12 protein-coding genes are annotated in these 20,375 nt (G+C 32.0%); 8 read left to right on the plus strand and 4 right to left on the minus strand.

Features of this window, described 5'->3' with window-relative positions; all coding sequences use genetic code 11:
* Positions 1 to 56 precede the first annotated feature (56 nt).
* Entirely contained in the window at positions 57 to 4,193 is a 4,137-nt protein-coding gene (locus ACEN2I_RS08610; protein WP_441765693.1) for a two-component regulator propeller domain-containing protein, read from the minus strand.
* Between the two features lie 130 nt (positions 4,194 to 4,323).
* Entirely contained in the window at positions 4,324 to 5,823 is a 1,500-nt protein-coding gene (locus ACEN2I_RS08615) for an MFS transporter (protein WP_441765694.1), read from the minus strand.
* Positions 5,824 to 6,081: 258 nt separating this feature from the next.
* On the opposite strand from ACEN2I_RS08615, the gene ACEN2I_RS08620 reads away from it, so the two are divergent.
* The 8 genes from ACEN2I_RS08620 (at position 6,082) to ACEN2I_RS08655 (ending at position 18,622) form a co-directional block, all read left to right on the plus strand.
* Positions 6,082 to 8,196: a thioredoxin domain-containing protein gene (locus ACEN2I_RS08620; protein WP_441765695.1), complete on the plus strand. Its 2,115-nt coding sequence runs from the start codon at positions 6,082 to 6,084 to the stop codon at positions 8,194 to 8,196.
* Positions 8,197 to 8,840: 644 nt separating this feature from the next.
* On the plus strand, positions 8,841 to 10,391 hold the full coding sequence (locus ACEN2I_RS08625) for a glycoside hydrolase family 43 protein (RefSeq protein WP_441765696.1): 1,551 nt from the start codon (positions 8,841 to 8,843) through the stop codon (positions 10,389 to 10,391).
* A 12-nt stretch (positions 10,392 to 10,403) separates the two neighbouring features.
* Positions 10,404 to 11,702, plus strand: coding sequence for a glycosyl hydrolase family 8 (locus tag ACEN2I_RS08630; protein WP_441765697.1), 1,299 nt, complete (start codon positions 10,404 to 10,406; stop codon positions 11,700 to 11,702).
* Between the two features lie 17 nt (positions 11,703 to 11,719).
* Complete coding sequence (locus ACEN2I_RS08635) at positions 11,720 to 12,838, plus strand: alpha/beta hydrolase (protein ID WP_441765698.1); 1,119 nt, start codon at positions 11,720 to 11,722, stop codon at positions 12,836 to 12,838.
* 39 nt (positions 12,839 to 12,877) lie between these two features.
* Positions 12,878 to 15,451: a glycoside hydrolase family 9 protein gene (locus ACEN2I_RS08640; protein ID WP_441765699.1), complete on the plus strand. Its 2,574-nt coding sequence runs from the start codon at positions 12,878 to 12,880 to the stop codon at positions 15,449 to 15,451.
* 20 nt (positions 15,452 to 15,471) lie between these two features.
* Positions 15,472 to 16,635: an alpha/beta hydrolase-fold protein gene (locus tag ACEN2I_RS08645; protein ID WP_441765700.1), complete on the plus strand. Its 1,164-nt coding sequence runs from the start codon at positions 15,472 to 15,474 to the stop codon at positions 16,633 to 16,635.
* 172 nt (positions 16,636 to 16,807) lie between these two features.
* The gene (locus ACEN2I_RS08650; protein WP_441765701.1) at positions 16,808 to 17,911 is read left to right on the plus strand and encodes a fatty acid desaturase family protein; all 1,104 of its coding nucleotides are present in this window, start codon (positions 16,808 to 16,810) and stop codon (positions 17,909 to 17,911) included.
* Positions 17,912 to 17,956: 45 nt separating this feature from the next.
* Positions 17,957 to 18,622, plus strand: a complete 666-nt coding sequence (locus ACEN2I_RS08655; protein WP_441765702.1) for a M15 family metallopeptidase — start codon at positions 17,957 to 17,959, stop codon at positions 18,620 to 18,622.
* Here the strand turns inward: ACEN2I_RS08655 and ACEN2I_RS08660 are convergent, their stop codons facing one another.
* A complete protein-coding gene (locus tag ACEN2I_RS08660; protein ID WP_441765703.1) occupies positions 18,623 to 19,186 on the minus strand; it encodes a hypothetical protein in 564 nt (187 codons plus the stop codon).
* 2 nt (positions 19,187 to 19,188) lie between these two features.
* Positions 19,189 to 20,373 carry a THUMP-like domain-containing protein gene (locus ACEN2I_RS08665; protein WP_441765704.1) on the minus strand — a complete coding sequence of 395 codons (1,185 nt, stop codon included), beginning with the start codon at positions 20,371 to 20,373 and terminating at the stop codon, positions 19,189 to 19,191.
* Positions 20,374 to 20,375 lie beyond the last annotated feature (2 nt).

Raw genomic sequence — 20,375 nt, forward strand, 5'->3', positions numbered from 1 at the left:
AAGATTATTTACAAAAAAAGACGATATAAACCGTCTTAATTAATACTTGAAAAAAGTTATTGTTTGTTATTATGTGTAGGGAGGTATCCGTATTTTTCTTTATAACATTTTGTAAAATAAGAAGGAGAGCTAAAACCGACCTTAAAACTAATTTCGGTTATATTATCATTACCCAGCTCTATTAGTTCTTTTGCCTTTTCTAAACGAATATTTCGTATAAATTCATTTACTGATACTCCCGTTAGAGTTTTAATTTTTCTATATAATTGGCTTCTGCTCAAAAATACTTTAGAAGCCAACACTTCAACACTTAAATCAGGCTCACTGATGTTTTCATTAATATAATTCAGGGTGTTTTTTATAAAATCATTATCTAAAGTGGTTGTTTTTTCTTTAGCCTTTAGCGTAATTCCGTTATAGAATTTATTAAACATGATTTGCCTGCTGTTAATCAATTGTACTAAGCTTGACCTCAAAATATCCATATCAAAAGGTTTACTCAAATATATGTCAGCGCCAGAATCGATTCCTTCTAATCTGTCTTTAACTAATGCTTTTGCAGATAGCATCATTAAAGGAATATGACTGGTTTTTAAATCGGCTTTTATGTTTTTACATAATTCCAAACCACTCATAACAGGCATAATTACATCTGTTAAAATCAAATCCGGTAATTTCTGTACTGCTAATTCTAAACCAACTTTACCATTCTCAGCTACTAAAACTTTGTACTCTTTTTTGAGTTCATTCTTTAAATAATTTCGCAATTCAACATTGTCTTCTACAATCAAAATGGTATAAATTCGATCTGGTTTTTCTTCATTATCCTGAAGTTCAATGTCTGCTTTTTCAATTATGGGTTTGAAACTATTTTTTTTCTCTTTTTTAAATTCTTCAAGCAATATTTCGTTTTCATTAAAAAACTCTTTTCCAATAGGGAATACTAATTTAAAAGTAGTTCCAACTCCCAATTCACTTTCAACTTCAATTGTTCCTTTGTGCAGTTCTACAAATCCCCGAACAACTTCTAGTCCTATGCCGGTACTTCCATAATAGGTTTTATTTAAGTTGTTTACCTGATAAAAACGGTCGAATATTCTCTTAATATCTTTTTTATCAAGTCCGGATCCTGTATCTTCAATAATAACCTCAAAAGAAGGATAAGTGTCTGCTTGACTCATCAAAGGAAAATGAAGCAATTCCTGATTAGCTACTATTTTTATAATTATTTTGCCATTATCAGGAGTAACCTTAAAAGCATTTGAAATAACATTAAAAATAATTTTCTCGAACATTTTTGGATCTATCCAATCTTTTAGAGATGTTTTATTAGACTCAAATTGCAACAGAATTCCGCGGCTGGATGCTTCTTCATCAAAATAACTTACAATTTCTTTTGTAAAACCGACTACTTCAATAAGCTGTAATTGCAGGGTCATTTTATTAAACTGCAGTTGATTAAAATCCATTAACTCATTTATTAGTCTTGAGAGTCTGTCTGAACTTTTTTGAATCGTTTTCAATTTATTCAATACACCATCTGACAGCTCCTGACTATTATTCCGCAGTATATCCCCCAATGGATTTAGAATTAAAGTTAGTGGAGTTCTAAACTCATGGGAGATATTTGTAAAGAATTGTAATTTCTTGTTATTTAATTTTTCAATCTGAATTGCTTTTTTCTGTTCAAATTCTATCATTTGTTTTTGTTTAAAACGATTTTGATAGTATTGATTAGCAAAATGAACTGCAGCAAATAGTAATAAGGAATAGAATAGATAAGCAAAAGATGTTTTCCACCAGGGAGGTAAAATTTCAATTTTTAATTCTAATGGTTTTTGGCTCCATGCCCCATTTTTTTCGGCAGCTTTAACCTTAAAAACATAATTACCTGGTGGTAAATTGGTATAAGTTGCAGAACGTTTACTTCCAACATAATTCCAGGTATCCTCAAAACCTTCTAAATAATAAGCAAACTCATTTCTGGCAGGAAACGAATAATTAACAGCAATAAAATCAATTGTAAATACAGACTGATCATGTTTAAGAATTATTTTTTTTGTTTGTGATATTACTTTTATTAAGGGAGAGTTTTTTTCAAGTGGTCCTACAGATTTATTAAAAAGTTTTAGGTCAGTCAAGTAAATTGGAAGCTGTTTTTTACTTTTAACTAAATTTGTAGGATTAAAATAATTTAGACCTTCGTAGCTTCCAAAATAAAGCAATCCATTTTTATCTTTTAGAACAGAATTATTATTAAAGTCATTTCCCAGCAAACCATCATAAGTAGAGTAATTGACAGTGGTTTTGTTTTTTAAATTCAGCCGGGTAATTCCTTTTTTTCCGCTTAACCATATACACCCATCATTAGATTCTACAATCGAAGAAATTGACTTTTCATGTATACCGGGAAAATTAATATACCATTTTAGGGAATCTGTTTTTTTATTATAACTAAATAATCCGGCACCATCAGTACCAATCCAAATTTCTTTATTTTTAGTTTCATATAAGGTATTAATTGTATGTGTACTTTTATGATTTTTAAGTTTTTCGGACATTTTATCACGAAAAGAAGTTACTGAAAATGAAACAAAATCATCTGTATTAACTTTGTACAATCCCGTTGTTGAACCAACCCAAACATTATCATCAGAGTCTACTATAACTTTTCTGATATCTAAATTAATTAATCCATTTTTATAAAACGGTTTAGAATTACAATGGTGAAATTGACCATCTGAAGGGGTATAATAATGTAAACCTTTTGCAAAAGTTCCTATCCAAATTATACCTCTGGAATCTTGAGCAAGGCTCATTATATTGTCAGAAGTCAAATTAGGAGTATTCTTTGTGTTGTAATTAATGAAGTTCCTGCTTTCTTTCTTTAAAAGAAAAACCCCCTCATTCCAGCTGGATAGCCAAATATTCTGTTTTTTATCAATAAATACATTTGTGATGTTATCATTGGTTAATCCAGAATAAAAGCTATTGTCAGATTTTGTAATATGTTTAAAATTTTTAGTTTTAGGATTGTAAACATCAACTCCACCGCCTTCCATAGAAATCCATAATTGGCCTTCATTATCTTTGGCAATAGCGGTTACACAATTAGTTTGTAATGATTGGGAATTCCCTGGTAAACTTTCTATAATATTTACCTTGCTGTTTATTTTATCAAAAATCCCTAAGCCTTTGTTGTAATAGCCCAGCCAGATTCTTTTTTCCTTATCTAAAAATAAAGACCAAACGGAATTTGAACTTAAACTACGAGTATTGAATTTGCTATTTACATATTTTTTTTGAATGTCACCCTTTTCGTTTACAATGATTAAGCCATCATTTTCTGTTGCACAAAGAATTGTTTTAGGATCTGTTGCCAATATTGACATAATTCTTTTTTGGGTAATAGGATAGGAAACAGTTTGCTTAACTTTTGAATTTAAAGCTACCTTGATCAGGCCTTTATAACCATTACCAAACCATAAGTTTTGGTTACTGTCAATAAACATGGATACAATATTTCCTGAGATTGGTTGATTATCATTACCTGTTTTTACTTTTTTAATTTCATTTTTTATTGAATCAACTACTTTTAACCCAAGGTTTGTACCCAAATAAATAGTCCCTTTTTTATCTTTTGCTAAACAATTGATAAGATAAGTTGCAGCATTTGGAATATCTAGCTTAAGCTTAGTAATTTGACGTGACTTAGTATTTAGTTTTAACAGGCCACTATTAAAAGTTCCTAAGAAAAGGTTGCCGTTATTGTCTTCAATAATACTTTTTACAGATATTACTGTTTTTTTTTTGATTTTATCTTGTAAATCAATGCTTTCAAAAGTATTTAGATTTCGGTTGTAAAGACATAATCCTTCATCAGTACCAATCCACAACCGGTTGCGGGTATCTACATAAGCTATATAAATTAGATTGCTATTTATAGAATTATTTACGTTGGAGTTTTGTTCGTAAGCAATATAGTTAACACCATCAAATTTATATAGACCTGCACCATTTGTACCAATCCACATAATACCAGATTGGTCCTGAGTGATGGTGTAAATACCGCTTTTTGAAGTTTCGTTACTTACTAACCTAAATTGATAGTTCTCAAATGTATTTTGAGAAAACAAATTAGTTATTGTAAATAGTAAAATGGTAATAAATTTAAAACTTTTTTTTGGAGTCATTATAAAATGATTTGCAATTTGAAATTAAATATACTATTTAATTGAAAACCAATTGTTTTTTTTAGGAATAAAAGGTTAACTATTTTTAATTTATAAATTTTAAATAATAATTTTCTAATTGAAGAATTGATTAGTTTTCTCTTCTTTCTTTTAAGTCTGTTTCAATTTGAATTTCCATATCTTTATCTATTGAGTAAAAAAACAACAGTACTGCGCTTATAATAAAAATAAAACCGGGATAGATACTTACACAAAGTTTAATTCCCTCAACTGCTGCTGGTACCTGATTTACTTCTTCAGCGACATAACCGTATTTAGATAAAAAAGCAGCACCTAATGCACCACCAATACTTATTCCTATTTTTAGCCCGAAAATCATTGCCGAAAAAACTATGGCAGTTGCTCTTCGATTGTTTTTCCATTCGCTGTAATCAGCTACGTCGGCAATCATAGCCCATAACAAAGGAATTGTTACACCATAAATAAATCCATGTAGCAATTGAGTGAGAAAAACCATCGCAATAGCTGTTCTGCCATAAAGATTAAAAAGCAATAAGGATACAGCAGATAAAAAAATGAATGTTATATAAATATTTCTTTTGCCAAAGGAATCTGCGAGTGATTTTGAAAACATAATTCCAAAAATCATAAAAAGAATCCCTCCCGCATTAAAAAGGCTAAATGCAGAGGTAGGAACATCTTTTGGCCACTGAAAATCTACTAGTCCCATTGTAATTAATGTATTATTCAGTTTCTCAATAAATGGTGTAAAACCAATATGATTCAAAAAAACGGTTTGTGCATCCGGATCTAGATAATATTTAAAGTAGAAAACATACATTCCGCCTTTTAATGATAATGTTATAAATACCAAAACTGTAACCAGTACCATAACGATCCAAGGTACATTTTTAGATAAATCTATGAAGTCCTGCTTAATTGAAGATTCCTGATTTTTTGCAGGTACAATTCTTTCTTTAGTAGTAAAAAAAGTAATGAGCAGACAAATTACTCCTACAATAGCAAACAGAATCATTGTGTTTTTAAAACCAACTGCTTTGTCACCATGTCCAAAAATTAAAACTAATGGTAATAAAAGGGATTGGATTATAAATTGAGCAATCATTACAGCTACAAAACGATAAGATGAAAGACTGTTTCTTTCTTTCATATCCCCTGTTAAAACACCACTTAAGGCAACATAAGGTAAATTATTTGCGGCATAAATTAATACCAAAAAAAAGTAAGTCAGTAATGTGTAGATTATTTTGCCGTTTTCGCTAAAATCAGGAGTTAAAAAAGAAAGAACAGCAGCTATTCCGAAAGGTAAAGCTGTCCATAGTATCCAGGGTCTGAATTTTCCCCATCGGGTTTTGGTTCGGTCAGCAATAACACCCATAATAATATTGAAAAAAGCGCCGATAAAACCGCCAACAAAAATAATAATACTTGCCGTTCCGGCGGGAATTTTATATACATCTGTGTAAAAAAAAGCCAAAAATGTGAGCAGAGTCTGAAAGATTAAATTCGCTGCAAAATCACCTAAACCATAACCTATTTTTTCTAGTACAGAAAGTTTTTGTGATGTATTACTGATAAATATTCGGTTGTTTTTTCTTTCATTAATCATACGTCCTGATTGAAATTATTGTAAGGAGTTTTTTTTATTAAGAAATGAATACTTGTTTTTTCTTTCCGTTTAATAAAATGCGAAGGCTAAAAATAGCTTGAAAGTTGAAATATAATTGTCACTTTTGATGCGTTTAATAGCATATTTGAAGCATTATTTTGTCACAGTAAAGCTATTAAATATAAATTGCTATTTTAGCTTTTGATTTAAAAAATACTTAAAATCAACTCATTAATTTACACTTTTCATTTCATCTATATGCGTATTCTACATCTTTTATTAATCATTTCTTTTTTTTTTATAAGCTGTAACAGAAAACAGAATGATCAGGAAAATCATAAATATACCAATGCTTTAATTAGCGAAACCAGTCCGTATCTTTTGCAGCATGCGCACAATCCTGTAAATTGGAAAGCATGGAATAAAGAAACTCTTGAGAAGGCAAAAGCAGAAAATAAACTTATTATTATTTCTATAGGGTATTCTGCTTGTCATTGGTGTCATGTTATGGAAAAAGAAAGCTTTGAAAACGAAACTGTTGCCAAATTAATGAATGACAATTTTGTTAGTATAAAAGTAGATAGGGAAGAGCGTCCGGATATTGATCAAATCTATATGAACGCAGTACAATTAATGACAGGTAAAGGCGGATGGCCTTTGAATTGTATTGCACTTCCTGATGGTCGTCCAATTTTTGGAGGTACTTATTTTACTAAAGATGAATGGATAAAAGCCTTAACCGAACTCTCTTATTTGTATAAAAACAATCCAAAAAAAACCATGGAATATGCAGATAAACTAATAAAAGGAATTCAGAAATCACAATTAATAACAGTTAATAATAATGAAGCAAATTTCAAAAAATCTGAGGTTTTTAATGCTATAAAAGTATGGCAAAAAGATTGGGATTATAAAGAAGGAGGTTTGTCTGGTGAGACTAAATTCCCAATGCCGGTTTCTTTACATTTCCTGCTTCGTTACAGTATTCAGAATAATGATAAATTGATTCAAAAGTATGTGCAGACAACGCTTATAAAAATGGTTAATGGCGGAATTTACGATGCCATTGGTGGTGGTTTCGCAAGATATGCTGTAGATGCAAAATGGCATATTCCCCATTTTGAAAAAATGCTGTATGATAATGCACAATTAGTGAGTTTGTATTCTGATGCTTATCTGGCTACGAAAGATGAATTATATAAAAAAACGGTTTATGAAACTTTAGATTTTGTAGAAAAGGAACTTATGGCCAATAACGGTGCTTTTTATTCTTCCTTAGATGCAGACAGCAAAAACAAAGCACAAAAACTAGAGGAAGGTTTTTATTATGTGTGGAAAAAGGAGGAATTGCAATCTATATTAAAATCTGATTTTCCGCTTTTTCGAGAGTATTTTAATATTAAGGAAAATAGTTTATGGGAAAACGGCAACTATGTTTTGTTTAAAACTCAATCGGATAAAGACTTTGTGCTTAAAAACAAATTGACTGAAAAAGAACTGGATTCCAAAGTAAAAAACTGGAAACAAATACTTTTAACAGTGAGAAACAAAAGACCACGGCCGCATTTAGATGATAAAACCCTGACTTCATGGAATGCTTTAATGATAAAAGGCTATGCTAGTGCTTATCGCGCGTTCAAAAATCCACATTACAAAGCAATTGCTATAAAAAGCGCCAACTTTATTTTAAATAATCAGTTACAAAAAGACGGAAGTTTAAATCATAGCTACAAAGAACGTAAAAGCAGTATTTCTGGTTTTTCAGAGGATTATGCTACTGTTATAGATGCATTTATTGCGGTGTATCAAATTACACTCGACGAAAAATGGTTAAGCAAAGCCAAGCAGTTAACAGATTATACCATGAGATATTTTTGGGATAAAAAATCAAGGATGTTTTATTTTACATCAAATGCTTCAACAAATTTAATTGCCAGAAAAATGGAAATCGCAGATAATGTAATTCCTGCTTCAAATTCGATTCTTGCTCATAATTTATTTTTTTTAGGGCATTATTATTCTAATGATTCTTATGCAAAATCAGCTCAACAAATGTTGAATAATGTAAAAGAAAATGCATTACAATCGCCCGCAGAGTATTACAATTGGCTGGATTTAATGCTCAATTACACCGATAATTATTTTGAAGTTGCTCTTTCAGGAAAAGAGGCTATTGCTAAAACAGCTCAACTGCAAAGTTACTATTTGCCAAACATCCTTATTGCAGGGGCTACAAAAAAAAGCAATCTTCCAATTTTAGAAAATCGTTTTATAGACAAGGAAACCTATATTTATATTTGCGTAAATAAAGCTTGTAAAATGCCTGAAACGGATGTTGTAGTTGCTGTTAATAAAATTAAAAAGAGCTTCTAAAAGCTATTTGAAATGCATTGTATTCCCGAAGAAGTCTTTATTAATAAGTAATAATATTATTTATTAAATATATTATATTATTGTAACGGATAAAAAAAGCAACCAGTTGTTTTTTTGTGTTATTTTTAATTTAAATACTTTATATCTGCATAATTATATTGATATTCAGTATTTTATCATTATAATCATTTTTCTAAAAAAATAAGTTACCTTACTGAATCAGCCAATTAAGCATCAATAAATTTTGTCAATAATATATATAATATATTTTTTTATGTGTATTTATGTATATTATATTTTTATTTACATTTATTTATTCGTATTTATTAATAAAATAACAAACAACCGATTGTGTTTTCATTGTTTTTTTTATATTTGTAACAATTACGGTTATGAGTTAAGTAGAAATAAGCTATTTATAAGTTGTTTTTATGGGTACTTTACATCAAAAGGAGTGAATAATTTGTTATGGAAGATTTATTATTGTGATTAGATAGACATTGTAGATTAGCTATAATGAATAAGAGTATCCTTCAAAGCAGAATACCTGAAAAAATGAGGATGTAACCATTCAAAAAAAATAAAATTAGTGAATGTGTACAAGCAAAAATCAAGTAAATTTTTTTATCAATTTAATATTTTCCATGAAAAAAGAAATTAAGTTCATTTTCGTCTTTTTTATTCTGCTTATTCAAACCTTTTCTTTAGCGCAAGCTCAAAATGCATTAATTTTTTCTGATGTGCCTGATATGGCTATAATCAGAGTAGGTGAAAATTACTACATGAGTAGCACAACCATGCATATGAGTCCTGGTTTACCCATTATGAAATCAACGGATCTTGTCAATTGGAAACTGATCAATTATGCCTATGATACTTTGGCAGACATGCCTGAACTAAATTTAACAGAAGGAAAAAGTACCTATGGCAGAGGTTCATGGGCGAGCAGTCTTCGTTTTCATAACGGAATGTATTACGTGACCACTTTTGCACAAACCACAGGTGAAACCTATATTTTTAAAACGAAAGATATTGAAAAGGGAAACTGGCAAAGAGTTTCCTTTAAGCCGGATTATCACGACCATTCTTTGTTTTTTGATGATGATGGTAAGGTATATATAATCTACGGAGCAGGTAAAATTAAATTGGTTGAACTCAATGTTGATTTAACCGGGATTAAACAAAATGTTCCTGAGAAAGTTATTATAGAAAATGCCAGTGAACCCGCAGGAAATAATATTATACTAAGTGCTGAGGGTTCTCAATTATTTAAAATAAAAGGAAAATATTACCTGTTTAATATTTGCTGGCCTCAGGACGGAATGCGTACCGTAATCATTCACAGGTCAGACAATATTAATGGCCCGTGGGAAGGTAAAGTAGGTTTGCAGGATTTAGGTGTCGCTCAGGGTGGACTTATCGATACCCCTGACGGACGCTGGTTCTCTTATCTTTTTCGCGATTTTGGTGCTGTCGGCAGAATTCCTTATCTGGTTCCTGTAAGATGGGAAGACGGTTGGCCAATATTAGGAGAAAATGGAAAAGTTCCTGAAAAATTAAACTTGCCATCGAATAAAGGCCTGATTCCGAATCTGGTTGCTTCAGATGAATTCAATAGTAAAAGAGGATCAGAAATACTTCCATTAGTATGGCAATGGAACCATAATCCGGATAATACACTTTGGTCTTTAAAAGAAAGAAATGGTTTCCTTCGGTTAAAGACAGGAAGGATTGATACTGATTTTCTCTTAGCAAGAAATACACTTACGCAACGCACAATTGGCCCAACAAGTTCAGCTTCTGTTTCTTTAGATATTTCTAAAATGAAAGAAGGTGATTTTGCCGGACTATCAGCCTTGCAGAAGGAATACGGATTAGTAGGAGTAAAAGTTGAAGAGGGAAAAAAAGTAATAGTAATGGTAAATACTGTTAATGATAAAGCTGTTGAAGTACAGCAAATTCCTTTACATCAAAATAAGGTCTATTTCAAAATTGATTGTGATTTCGCGAACAAAAAAGATGAAGCCAATTTCTTCTATAGTTTAGATGGAAAAGTGTGGAACTCTTTAGGCGAAACTTTAAAGATGAAATATACTCTTCCTCATTTTATGGGGTATCGCTTTGGTATATTCAATTACGCAACAAAAAATACCGGAGGATATGTTGATTTTGATTGGTTTAGAATTAAATATTAATAAAGATAAAGTATGATAAAAGATAAAAATCACATAATTAAATTTCTGGTTTCAATTCGGGTTTTGATGCTGATTTCCGGATTTATTTCACCAATTTTAGGTACTAGTCAAAATAAAAACAAAGCTGAAAAATCAGAATATAAAACGCCTCAATATCGTAATCTTTTTAGAGAAGCGGGCTATAGTCAAATGGCTATAGATAAGAAATTAGCCAAAGCCTATTATGATGTTTTTGAAGGCCCCAACAAAGTATATTTTGAGGAAGGAGATTCTCTAGGATATGTTTCAGATGTCAAAAATAAAGATGCCCGTACTGAAGGAATGTCCTATGGGATGATGGTCGCAGTTCAGCTCAATAAAAAAGAGGTTTTTGACCGAATTTGGAAATGGTCGGTAAAATACATGCAACATCAGGAAGGACCAAGAGAAGCGTACTTTGCTTGGAGTGTAAATCCTGAAACGAAAAAACAAAATTCAGCGGGTTCGGCTTCAGACGGAGAATTGTATTATATAACCAGCCTTCTTTTTGCTTCAAACAGATGGGGAAATAATACCGGAATTCATTACTACAATGAGGCAAGAAGAATATTGGATGCGATGTGGAAAAAAGACGGTACTGGCAATATTCATAATATTATCAATACAGAACACAAGCAAATATCCTTCGTACCTGAAGGTGGTGGTTATAACTGGACAGATCCTTCTTATCATGTTCCGGCATTTTATGAAATATGGGCTTTATACGCGAAAGATGGTCACGAGCAATTTTATAAAGAATGTGCCGATGTTTCCCGCAATTTTTTGCATAAAGCGACACATCCGGTAACGGGATTAAATTCAGATTACACTGAATTTAGTGGAGAACCACATCCTACACCTTGGATGCCACCCGGATTTCGTTATGATTCATGGCGTGTACCTATGAATATAGCGATGGATTATACATGGTACGGAAAAGATAAAAAATGGCAGGAAAACTACGCTCAAAGATTTCAAAATTTTCTAAGATCGAAAGGAATGAATACATATGTAGATCAATATAATCTGGATGGCTCTACTCCCGAATTTATTCTTCAGGCTGGGCCGGTTAAAAAACTCAGACATTCAATTGGTTTGGTTGCAACCGCTGCAACCGCATCATTAGTTAATCCAGATAAAAAAAGTATGGATTTTGTTCATGCAGTTTGGAATGCTAGACTCGAACCATATGAAGATGGTTACTTTGATCCGTATTATGATGGATTAATGTATCTCTTTAGTTTAATGCATCTTAGTGGAAATTATAGAATTATAACACCAACAGTTAAATAAAACTAAAAAATAAAAATATGAAACAGTATACAATTGTCATGTTATGGGTATTTATTTTATCGGGTTTTATAGGTTTTTCACAAACAAGTCAAACAGCTATTGCCGAAGATTTTAAACCTTCAACGTTTAATCAGCCCGGTTCAGAATATCCACAGGTCAATTCTCAGGGTTATGCGCGATTTCAAATTCTGGCTCCCGAAGCAAAATCTGTTGTAGTAAGCCTGGGATTAGGTGGAACAAAAGGAGGAACTGTGCTATCAAAAAGCGAAGATGGTTATTGGCGAGGGACAACCGCAGCTGCCATGGACGAAGGATTTCATTATTATCATGTAACTGTTGACGGAGGAATTTTTAACGATCCGGGAGCTCTTAATTTTTACGGCTCTACTCGTTGGGAAAGCGGAATTGAAATACCCGCACATGATCAGGATTTTTATGCCTTAAAAGATGTTCCTCACGGAAATGTACAGCAAATTCTTTTCCCTTCAAAAAGTACTAATACCTCTCGCAGGGCTTTTGTTTATACGCCGCCAGGATATTATAAAGATAAGTCAAAACAATATCCGGTTTTGTATTTACAGCACGGCTGGGGAGAAGATGAAACCGCCTGGAGCAATCAGGGACTTGTCAATTTGATTATGGATAATATGATAGCGGAGAACAAAATTAAACCTTTCATTATTGTCATGACATACGGAATGACTAATGAAATAAAATATGGTGGCCTTTCAAGTTTTAAAATAGAACCCTTTCAAACGGTTTTGACAGAAGAGTTAATCCCGTATGTAGATTCAAATTTCCGTACACGAGCCAATCCGGTTAATCGCGCCATGGGTGGTTTATCAATGGGAGGTATGGAAACAAAAATGATAACTCTCAATAAACCGGAAGTTTTCTCTTATTATGCACTTCTCAGTGGAGGAACTTACAAACCGGAAGACATTAAGGATAAATCAAAAGTTAAATTAATCTTTTTAAGTTGCGGAAGTAAGGAGAATCCTGAGGGTATTAAAAATGCCATATCAACTCTTAAAAATGCAGGTTTTAATGCTGTTTCCTATATTTCAGAAAATACAGGACATGAATTTCAGACTTGGCGTAGAAGCTTTAAAGAATTAGCGCCACTTTTATTTTAAGAGTAATGGTTTTTGATTGTAATAATTAAATATAAAATTATGCGTAAACTGAATAGGGTGATAAAGGTTGTTTTTAATATAATTTTATCGAAAAAAGTATATATATTTTTTTATTTTTTTAGCCTTTCTAACAATTTATTTTCTCAAAACTTAGTACTAAACGAAAAGGAATATTTTGAATTACCGGGACTCAATGTATGGGTTTTTAATAATGAATACAACGGAATGTTTTTTGACGAAAAAACGGCTGGGATAGAGCTTATTCATCATGGCATAAGAACAGTAACCGGTGGTGCAATTAGACTTCAGAACACACCGGAGCAATGGGATTTGATTCCGAAAATGCTTAGCCGAAAAGTAAATAAAGCAAACAATACTATTGAAGTTGTACTTAGATATGAGGAATTTAATTTTGATTCGAAAATCATAGTTACTGCAAGGGGAAAAGGTTTTGCAATCAATGTGGTATTAGATAAAGCAGTACCCAAAGAACTTCAAGGAAGAGCGGGATTTAATCTAGAATTTATACCAACTTCTTATTTTGAATCTAATTACTTAGTAGACGGAAAAGCAGCAACTTTTCCAAGATATCCTGCAGGAAACACTGAAATTCGATCTTTGTCTCAAAAAATCCCTCAATTTGCAGGACATACGACATTTGATGATCGCGGAAAAAATGAATTTATAAGTACGCTTCCTTTAGCATCGGGAAAGAGTTTAATATTGGCTCCTGAAAACCCGGAACGTAAAGTAATTATTCAGTCAGAAGATCAGGATGTTATGCTTTTTGATGGAAGAAATTTGGGTCAGAATGGCTGGTTTATAGCCAGAAGTATTCTTCCTTCAAACAAAAAAGGCAACGTATTAACCTGGTATGTCGAGCCCAACGCAATACCCAACTGGAAAAGAGAACCTGTAATAGGATTTTCTCAGGTAGGTTATATGCCAAGCCAAAAGAAAGTAGCTGTTATTGAGCTTGATAAAAGTGATAAAGCGTTATCTACTGCATCAATTTTTAAACTAGGTGAGGATGGGAAATTCACAGAAAAATTAAAGACAGATGTCAAGGTTTGGGGAAATTATCTAAGATATAATTATGCGCAGATTGATTTTAGTGCTATTCAGGAAAAAGGACTTTATTTTATTCAGTATGGCGACCAAAAAACAAATACTTTTCAAATAGAGGATGATATTTATGCAAACATTTGGCATCCTACTATGGATGTTTGGTTTCCTGTTCAAATGGATCATATGGAAGTGAACGAGGCTTATAGAGTCTGGCACGGAAAACCATTTTTAGACGATTGTCTTCAGGCACCTTTAAATCACGAACACTTTGATGGTTATAAACAAGGTCCTACAACAGATACTAAGTACAAACCTTTGGAGCGTATTCCAGGAATGTCAGTTGGTGGTTGGTTTGATGCTGGAGATTTTGACATACAAACTTTTTCGCATGTGAGTGTCATCAATAGTTTTGTAGAATCCTGGGAAGCATTCAAAGTTAACAGAGACGAAACTTATATTGATCAAAAAACACAATTTGTAGATATTCATCGACCGGATGGTCAGCCTGATATATTGCAACAAATAGAGCATGGAGTACTGAATCTTGTAGCGCAAGTTGAAAATATAGGTCACCCTGTTAGAGGTATAGTGGTACCAAACCTGCATCAGTACCATCATTTAGGCGATGCCTCTACTGAGACTGATAATATGCCTTATAATTCGGCTCTTAAACCATATGAATCTAATGGTATTTCTAGTGGTACACTAGATGACCGATGGGCGTTTACAAACCGAACTTCATTTCTTGATTTCAGAACTGCGGGTGCTTTAGCGGCAGCAAGCAGAGCTTTAAAAGGTTATAATGATGCACTTGCTGCAAAATGTTTATCGCTTGCTATAAAACTGACCAACGAGGCAACTGAAATAGAAAAAAACGCAAAACCGGATAATAGCCCAATGTCACGATGGGGGAAAGGAAGCGATATGATTGCGGTACTGCAACTCTATTTAAGCACAAAAGACGACCGATACAAAAAAAGTTTTGAAAATAAAATATGGAAATTGCTGGATGACAATTTAGAATTTAATATTAGTTCAGCAGTATTAGCCGTTTCCTCTATGGATGATATTTATAAACAAAAATTACATGGCTATGTAATGAAGTATAAAGAGAAAACGGAGAAAGAAAATGCAGAGAATCCTTACGGTGTTCCGATAGCAAAAAGAGGCTGGGGAGGAAGTTCACAGGTAATTAATTGGGCAAGCACAAATTATTATATTCATAAAATTTATCCGGATATCATGAATAAAGAAAGTGTTTATCAGGGATTGAACTATATTTTGGGTTGTCATCCTTACTCTAATTTATCTTTTGTAAATGCGGTGGGTAACCGATCCAAAAAAGTGGCTTATGGAGGTAATCGAGCCGACTTTACCACAATTGCCGGAGGGGTAGTACCAGGGCTTATTTTTCTGAAACCGGACTATTTAGAGAATAAAGATGACTGGCCTTTTTTTTGGGGAGAAAATGAATGTATTATTGATGGGGGAGCATGGTATGTTTTTTTGGCTAATGCTGTAAATGATCTGGCTAAAAAAAAATAATAAACTTAAAAAAAGCAAACATGAAACGATTTTTAAATAGTGTCATTATAATTTTCATTATGTATTTTCAATCTGGCTGGAGTCAGGAAACACTAATAATTGAAGATTTTAAGCCTTCATCAATTAATCAGCCCGACAGACAATTTCCTCAGGTAAATTCACAACGACGTGTACGTGCCAGTATTGCCGCTCCCAATGCTAATAAAGTCCAACTCGATATTGGAGGTGTTAAATATGATATGCGAAAAGATGCCAATGGAGTATGGACAGGAGAAACAAATCCGCAAGACGAAGGATTTCATTATTATCAGTTAAATATAGATGGTGCTTCCGTTCCAGATCCGGGAAGTTTGTATTTTTACGGTGCAGGAAGAATAGGGAGTGGAATAGAAATTCAGGCAAATGATCAGGAATTTTATGCATTAAAAAAGGTGCCTCACGGTCTTGTAAGTGAAAATATTTACTTCTCAAAATTGACAAACTCTTTTAGACGTTGTTTTATATATACACCTCCCGGTTACAATGAAAACACTAAGACAAGTTATCCTGTACTTTATTTGCAGCACGGAAGTTTTGAAGACGAAACAGGCTGGTCTTCCCAAGGCAGAGCAAATTTAATTTTAGATAATCTGATTGCTTCAAAGCAGGCAACTCCCATGATTATTGTAATGGATAATGGTTATGCATATAAGCCACAAAATAATGAATCCGAAGATAAAAAAGAGAGTCAGCAATCTATTTTTGAAGATGTACTTCTTACGGAAGTTATTCCTATGATTGATGCTAAATTTCGTACTATACCTAACCGAGAACATAGAGCTATCGCAGGTCTTTCAATGGGGGCAAATCAAACCATGAGAATTATGATGAATAATCTGGACACTTTTTCTTATTATGGTGGATTTAGCGGTACAGCTAATTATCCGAGTACAGAACCAATCGATGCTGCCACTTTTTTAGAAGGAAAATATAAAGATGGTAATGTGCTTAATAAAAAAATCAAACTTTTCTGGTTGGGTTTAGGGACTAAAGAACCTAATCCGTTTCCTAAATCAGTTGGAGCATTTCGAACTTTATTGGAACAACAGGGAATAAAATATAACTATTATGAATCGCCTGAAACAGCTCATGAATGGCTTACATGGCGAAGATGTTTATACCAGTTTGCTTCTGAGTTATTCTAATGAAATTCTATATATAAATGATTCTAACAATGTTTAATTACTCTTTGAAAAACAAATAATATTTTTAAAGAAGTAAATTTTGTTTAAAATATTTTGCAATAAAGTATTGTACAGGTGTAGTTTAACTTTTTTTAATTAAATTTGATGTAAGGATTTATAGTCAATAATCACCATGGAAAAATTAAAACGTCCGGTTTACCTAAAACCTGAAACTGATGATTTTTTTAAAAAGATTCGAAAAGAAGTTAATGAAACTGTTTTACAAAATTCATCCTTGTATCTGTTCAATATATTTAAGTCTTTAGGACTTGTTATTTTCTTTTTTTTATTTTATGCCTGCATTTTGCTGTTTGGAAACAGCACACCCTTATTATTTTTATTCTATATCCTGTGTGGAATAACAATGATTGTGCTTTTTATAAATGCATTTCATGATGCTGCACACGGAGCCTTATTTAAAACATCAAAACATAATCAATACTTTATGTATATTTTGGAGCTCTTTGGAAGTAACCACTGGCTTTGGACACGTCGACATATAAATCTTCATCATGCTTATCCTAACATTCAGGATTGGGATATTGATATAAAACAAAGCAATATTATCAGAATTTTCCCTAACAGTCCTTTGTTCAGCTATCATAAATACCAGCATATTTATATGTGGTTTATCTATCCATTATATAGCCTTAACTGGATTTATATCAGAGATTTTAAAGATTTTTTCGTAAAAAAAGATAGTTACATAAAAAAAGTAGTGGATAAAATACCATCGAGAGAAGTTTATAAACTGTTTGCTGCAAAAGCAATTAATCTTTCTTATCTGCTTTTTATTCCAATGCTATTATTGAACCAGCCGTGGCATATAGTTTTATTAGCCTGGATTGCAATGCATATGTGCGGTAGCGTGCTTGGCGTCGTGGCGCTTGTTTCAACGCATGTAGATGAAGACGCTCACTTTCCGATAACAGATGAAGAAGGAAACCTTTCAGCTACCTGGGCTTTACATCAAATGATTGTGACCAAAGATTTTAGTACCAACAGTAAATTAGCTAATTTTTTGTATGGAGGATTTACTCATCATGTTGCACATCATCTTTTTCCAGGCGTTGGACACACCTATTATCCTTACATTACTCCTATAATTAAACGTTATGCAGAAGAATATAATCTTCCTTACACTTCTTATCCTTTCTATCATGCTGTACGTTCGCATTTCCGAATGCTTAAAAATAAGGGTATAAAAGAAAATATTATGATGACTGGTGAGATATAGAAAATTGTTTTGTTTATATTTACCTAAATACAGTTAATCTTTATTATGAGGGCAAAATCACTGGTAATTTCATATTCAAATTTTTTATTTTGTTTAGTTTCTTTTCTCTGGATGACTTCATCCAATGCTCAAAATGAAGTATCTATATCTGATGTAGTTTTAGCAGATACTACTTTTGTAAATTTAAAAGATTACAGTAATGATTTTATTTATGATATGAAATATGCTACTGATGATAATTTTTTAAAAGCCAAAGTGTATGATTGTGCCGAATGTTTTTTGCGTTTAAAGACTGTTAAGGCTTTAATAGCAGCTAATAGGGATTTTATAGAGAAAGGTTACAAAATAAAACTGTATGATTGTTACAGACCATTATCTATCCAGAAAAAAATGTGGGAGATTGTTTCAAATCCGGAGTATGTGGCTGATCCAAAAAAAGGCTCCATCCATAATAGAGGAGGAGCCGTTGATATTTCTATAGTTGACACAAATGCTAAAGAAGTTGATATGGGGACTCCATTTGATTTCTTCGGAATTCAGGCCAGTCATAACTTCTCTAAACTTTCTGATGAAGTGATATCAAATAGAAAGTTTCTTAAAAAAGTGATGATTAAAAATGGCTTTAATTCTTTTGATTCAGAATGGTGGCATTATAATCTAAAAACAGGTTTAAAAGATAAAGTTTCAAATCAAAAATGGAATTGTGAATAATTATTCAACACATCTGATATTTTCCATAAAATAAGTATCCGGATGGTATACTTTTCCATTCATTTCAGAGGTTAGTTCGCTTCTTACGATGTAATCCTGAGTATCAGTTAAGTATTTAATTCGCATAATAGTAACAGGTGATTTTTTTAATTCTTCATAATTATCTTTCATGAATACAAAAATTCCTGAGTTTATCCTGTTATTAAATTCTTTATCACGAATAAGCGTTCCACAGTTTTCCTGATTGATGTGAAGTAAAGTTACAATTTTGCCATTTTGCAATTGTAAAAATAATTTTGAATTTTTATCAAAGCAATCTGCTTTTATAAAATCTTTACTTTTTTGAATTAATTGAAGATTTAATGTTGGTAATCCATCTGTTTGCGCCAAAGAAAAAAAGATATAATTAGAGGTTCCTCCAAAGTTTTTCTCGCTAATCAAATATTCATTTGTTACCTTATAAGTACCTATAGAATCAGTGATATTTGCACTATATTCACAAGGTTTTTGGGCAAATGTGGTAAAAGTTAATAAAAGAAAAGTCAGTGTAAATAGGTGTTTCATTTTTAAGTTATTTTTCTGCAAATTAAAACTATTTTATTATCATTTTTATCTGTTGTAAAAAAACAATATAAATTCCCTCCATTTTTTATTTTCCACTTTTTTCGAATGTTTTCTACTGTTTCAGGAAAATTTCGTGTGGTAATATTTGCATGTTGATTTAAAAGTACTGTTTTCATATCGTTTTTACTATATGAAATTACTTTTTCGATTTCAAAAATTCTTCCGGGAAAAGCAATGAGTTCATCAGAAGTATATAGATGTGAGTGTTTGTGTAGTTTATTTATTCTGAAAGAATTACTAACTTGATCAAAACCACCTGATTTCATAATAGCCGAATTGGGTTCGTACAGGAATTTTTGCGGTAAATGATACAATGGATAGTAAGATTCCCCCAAAATAAATTCAAAAGTCTCTATTTTGTTCTTTAAGATATTAGCCGTTTTTATGGTTATTTCGCCTGAATAATGATTGTGTATTTCAAAAAGCAATTCTTTTACTTCATTTTCTAAAGCAATAATATGAATGGTTTTTACGAATTTTAATTCAGATAAACCAGCTGAAATATCTAATAAGGGAGCCGTTTTAATTAAAATGGAATCTGTTTTTTTTAAGTAAAAATCTAATGATTCAGGAACATTTGGGAGACAGTCTTTCAGCATAAAAATTTTACCTTTAGCATCATTTCTGCGGGAAGGATCAATGTAAATCCAATCCCATTTAAAATCAGGTTTAGATTCATTTAAGATATTAGCAGAATCATCGGCATAACAAAAACAATTTTTCACATCTAATTGCTCGAAATTATGTTTTACAATAGCTGATAAATTTTCGTTTATTTCACAATGCGCAACGACTTCAAATTTTTTGGAGAAATAATAATCATCAACCCCAAAGCCTCCGGTTAAATCTATTAATGTTTTTCCTGAAATTAAATAAGCTTTATAAGCTGCTGTTTTTTCAGAAGATGTCTGCTCTACGGAAATTTTGCTCGGATAAATAATGTTTTCTGTAGAAAACCATGTTGGTAATTTGTCTTTTGCTTTTGCCTTTGCCTCAATTTGATTTAAAATTAAGATCCAGTCAACTTCGGGAAAAGGATTTTTTTGAAGCGCTAGTTTTGTAATTGAAGCACCACTATTTTGAGAAATAAATTCCTGAATGTTTTTGTTTAAAATAGAAGAGTTCAATG

The organism is Flavobacterium sp. W22_SRS_FK3 (assembly GCF_052113665.1).
In the GTDB taxonomy this organism is placed as follows: domain Bacteria; phylum Bacteroidota; class Bacteroidia; order Flavobacteriales; family Flavobacteriaceae; genus Flavobacterium.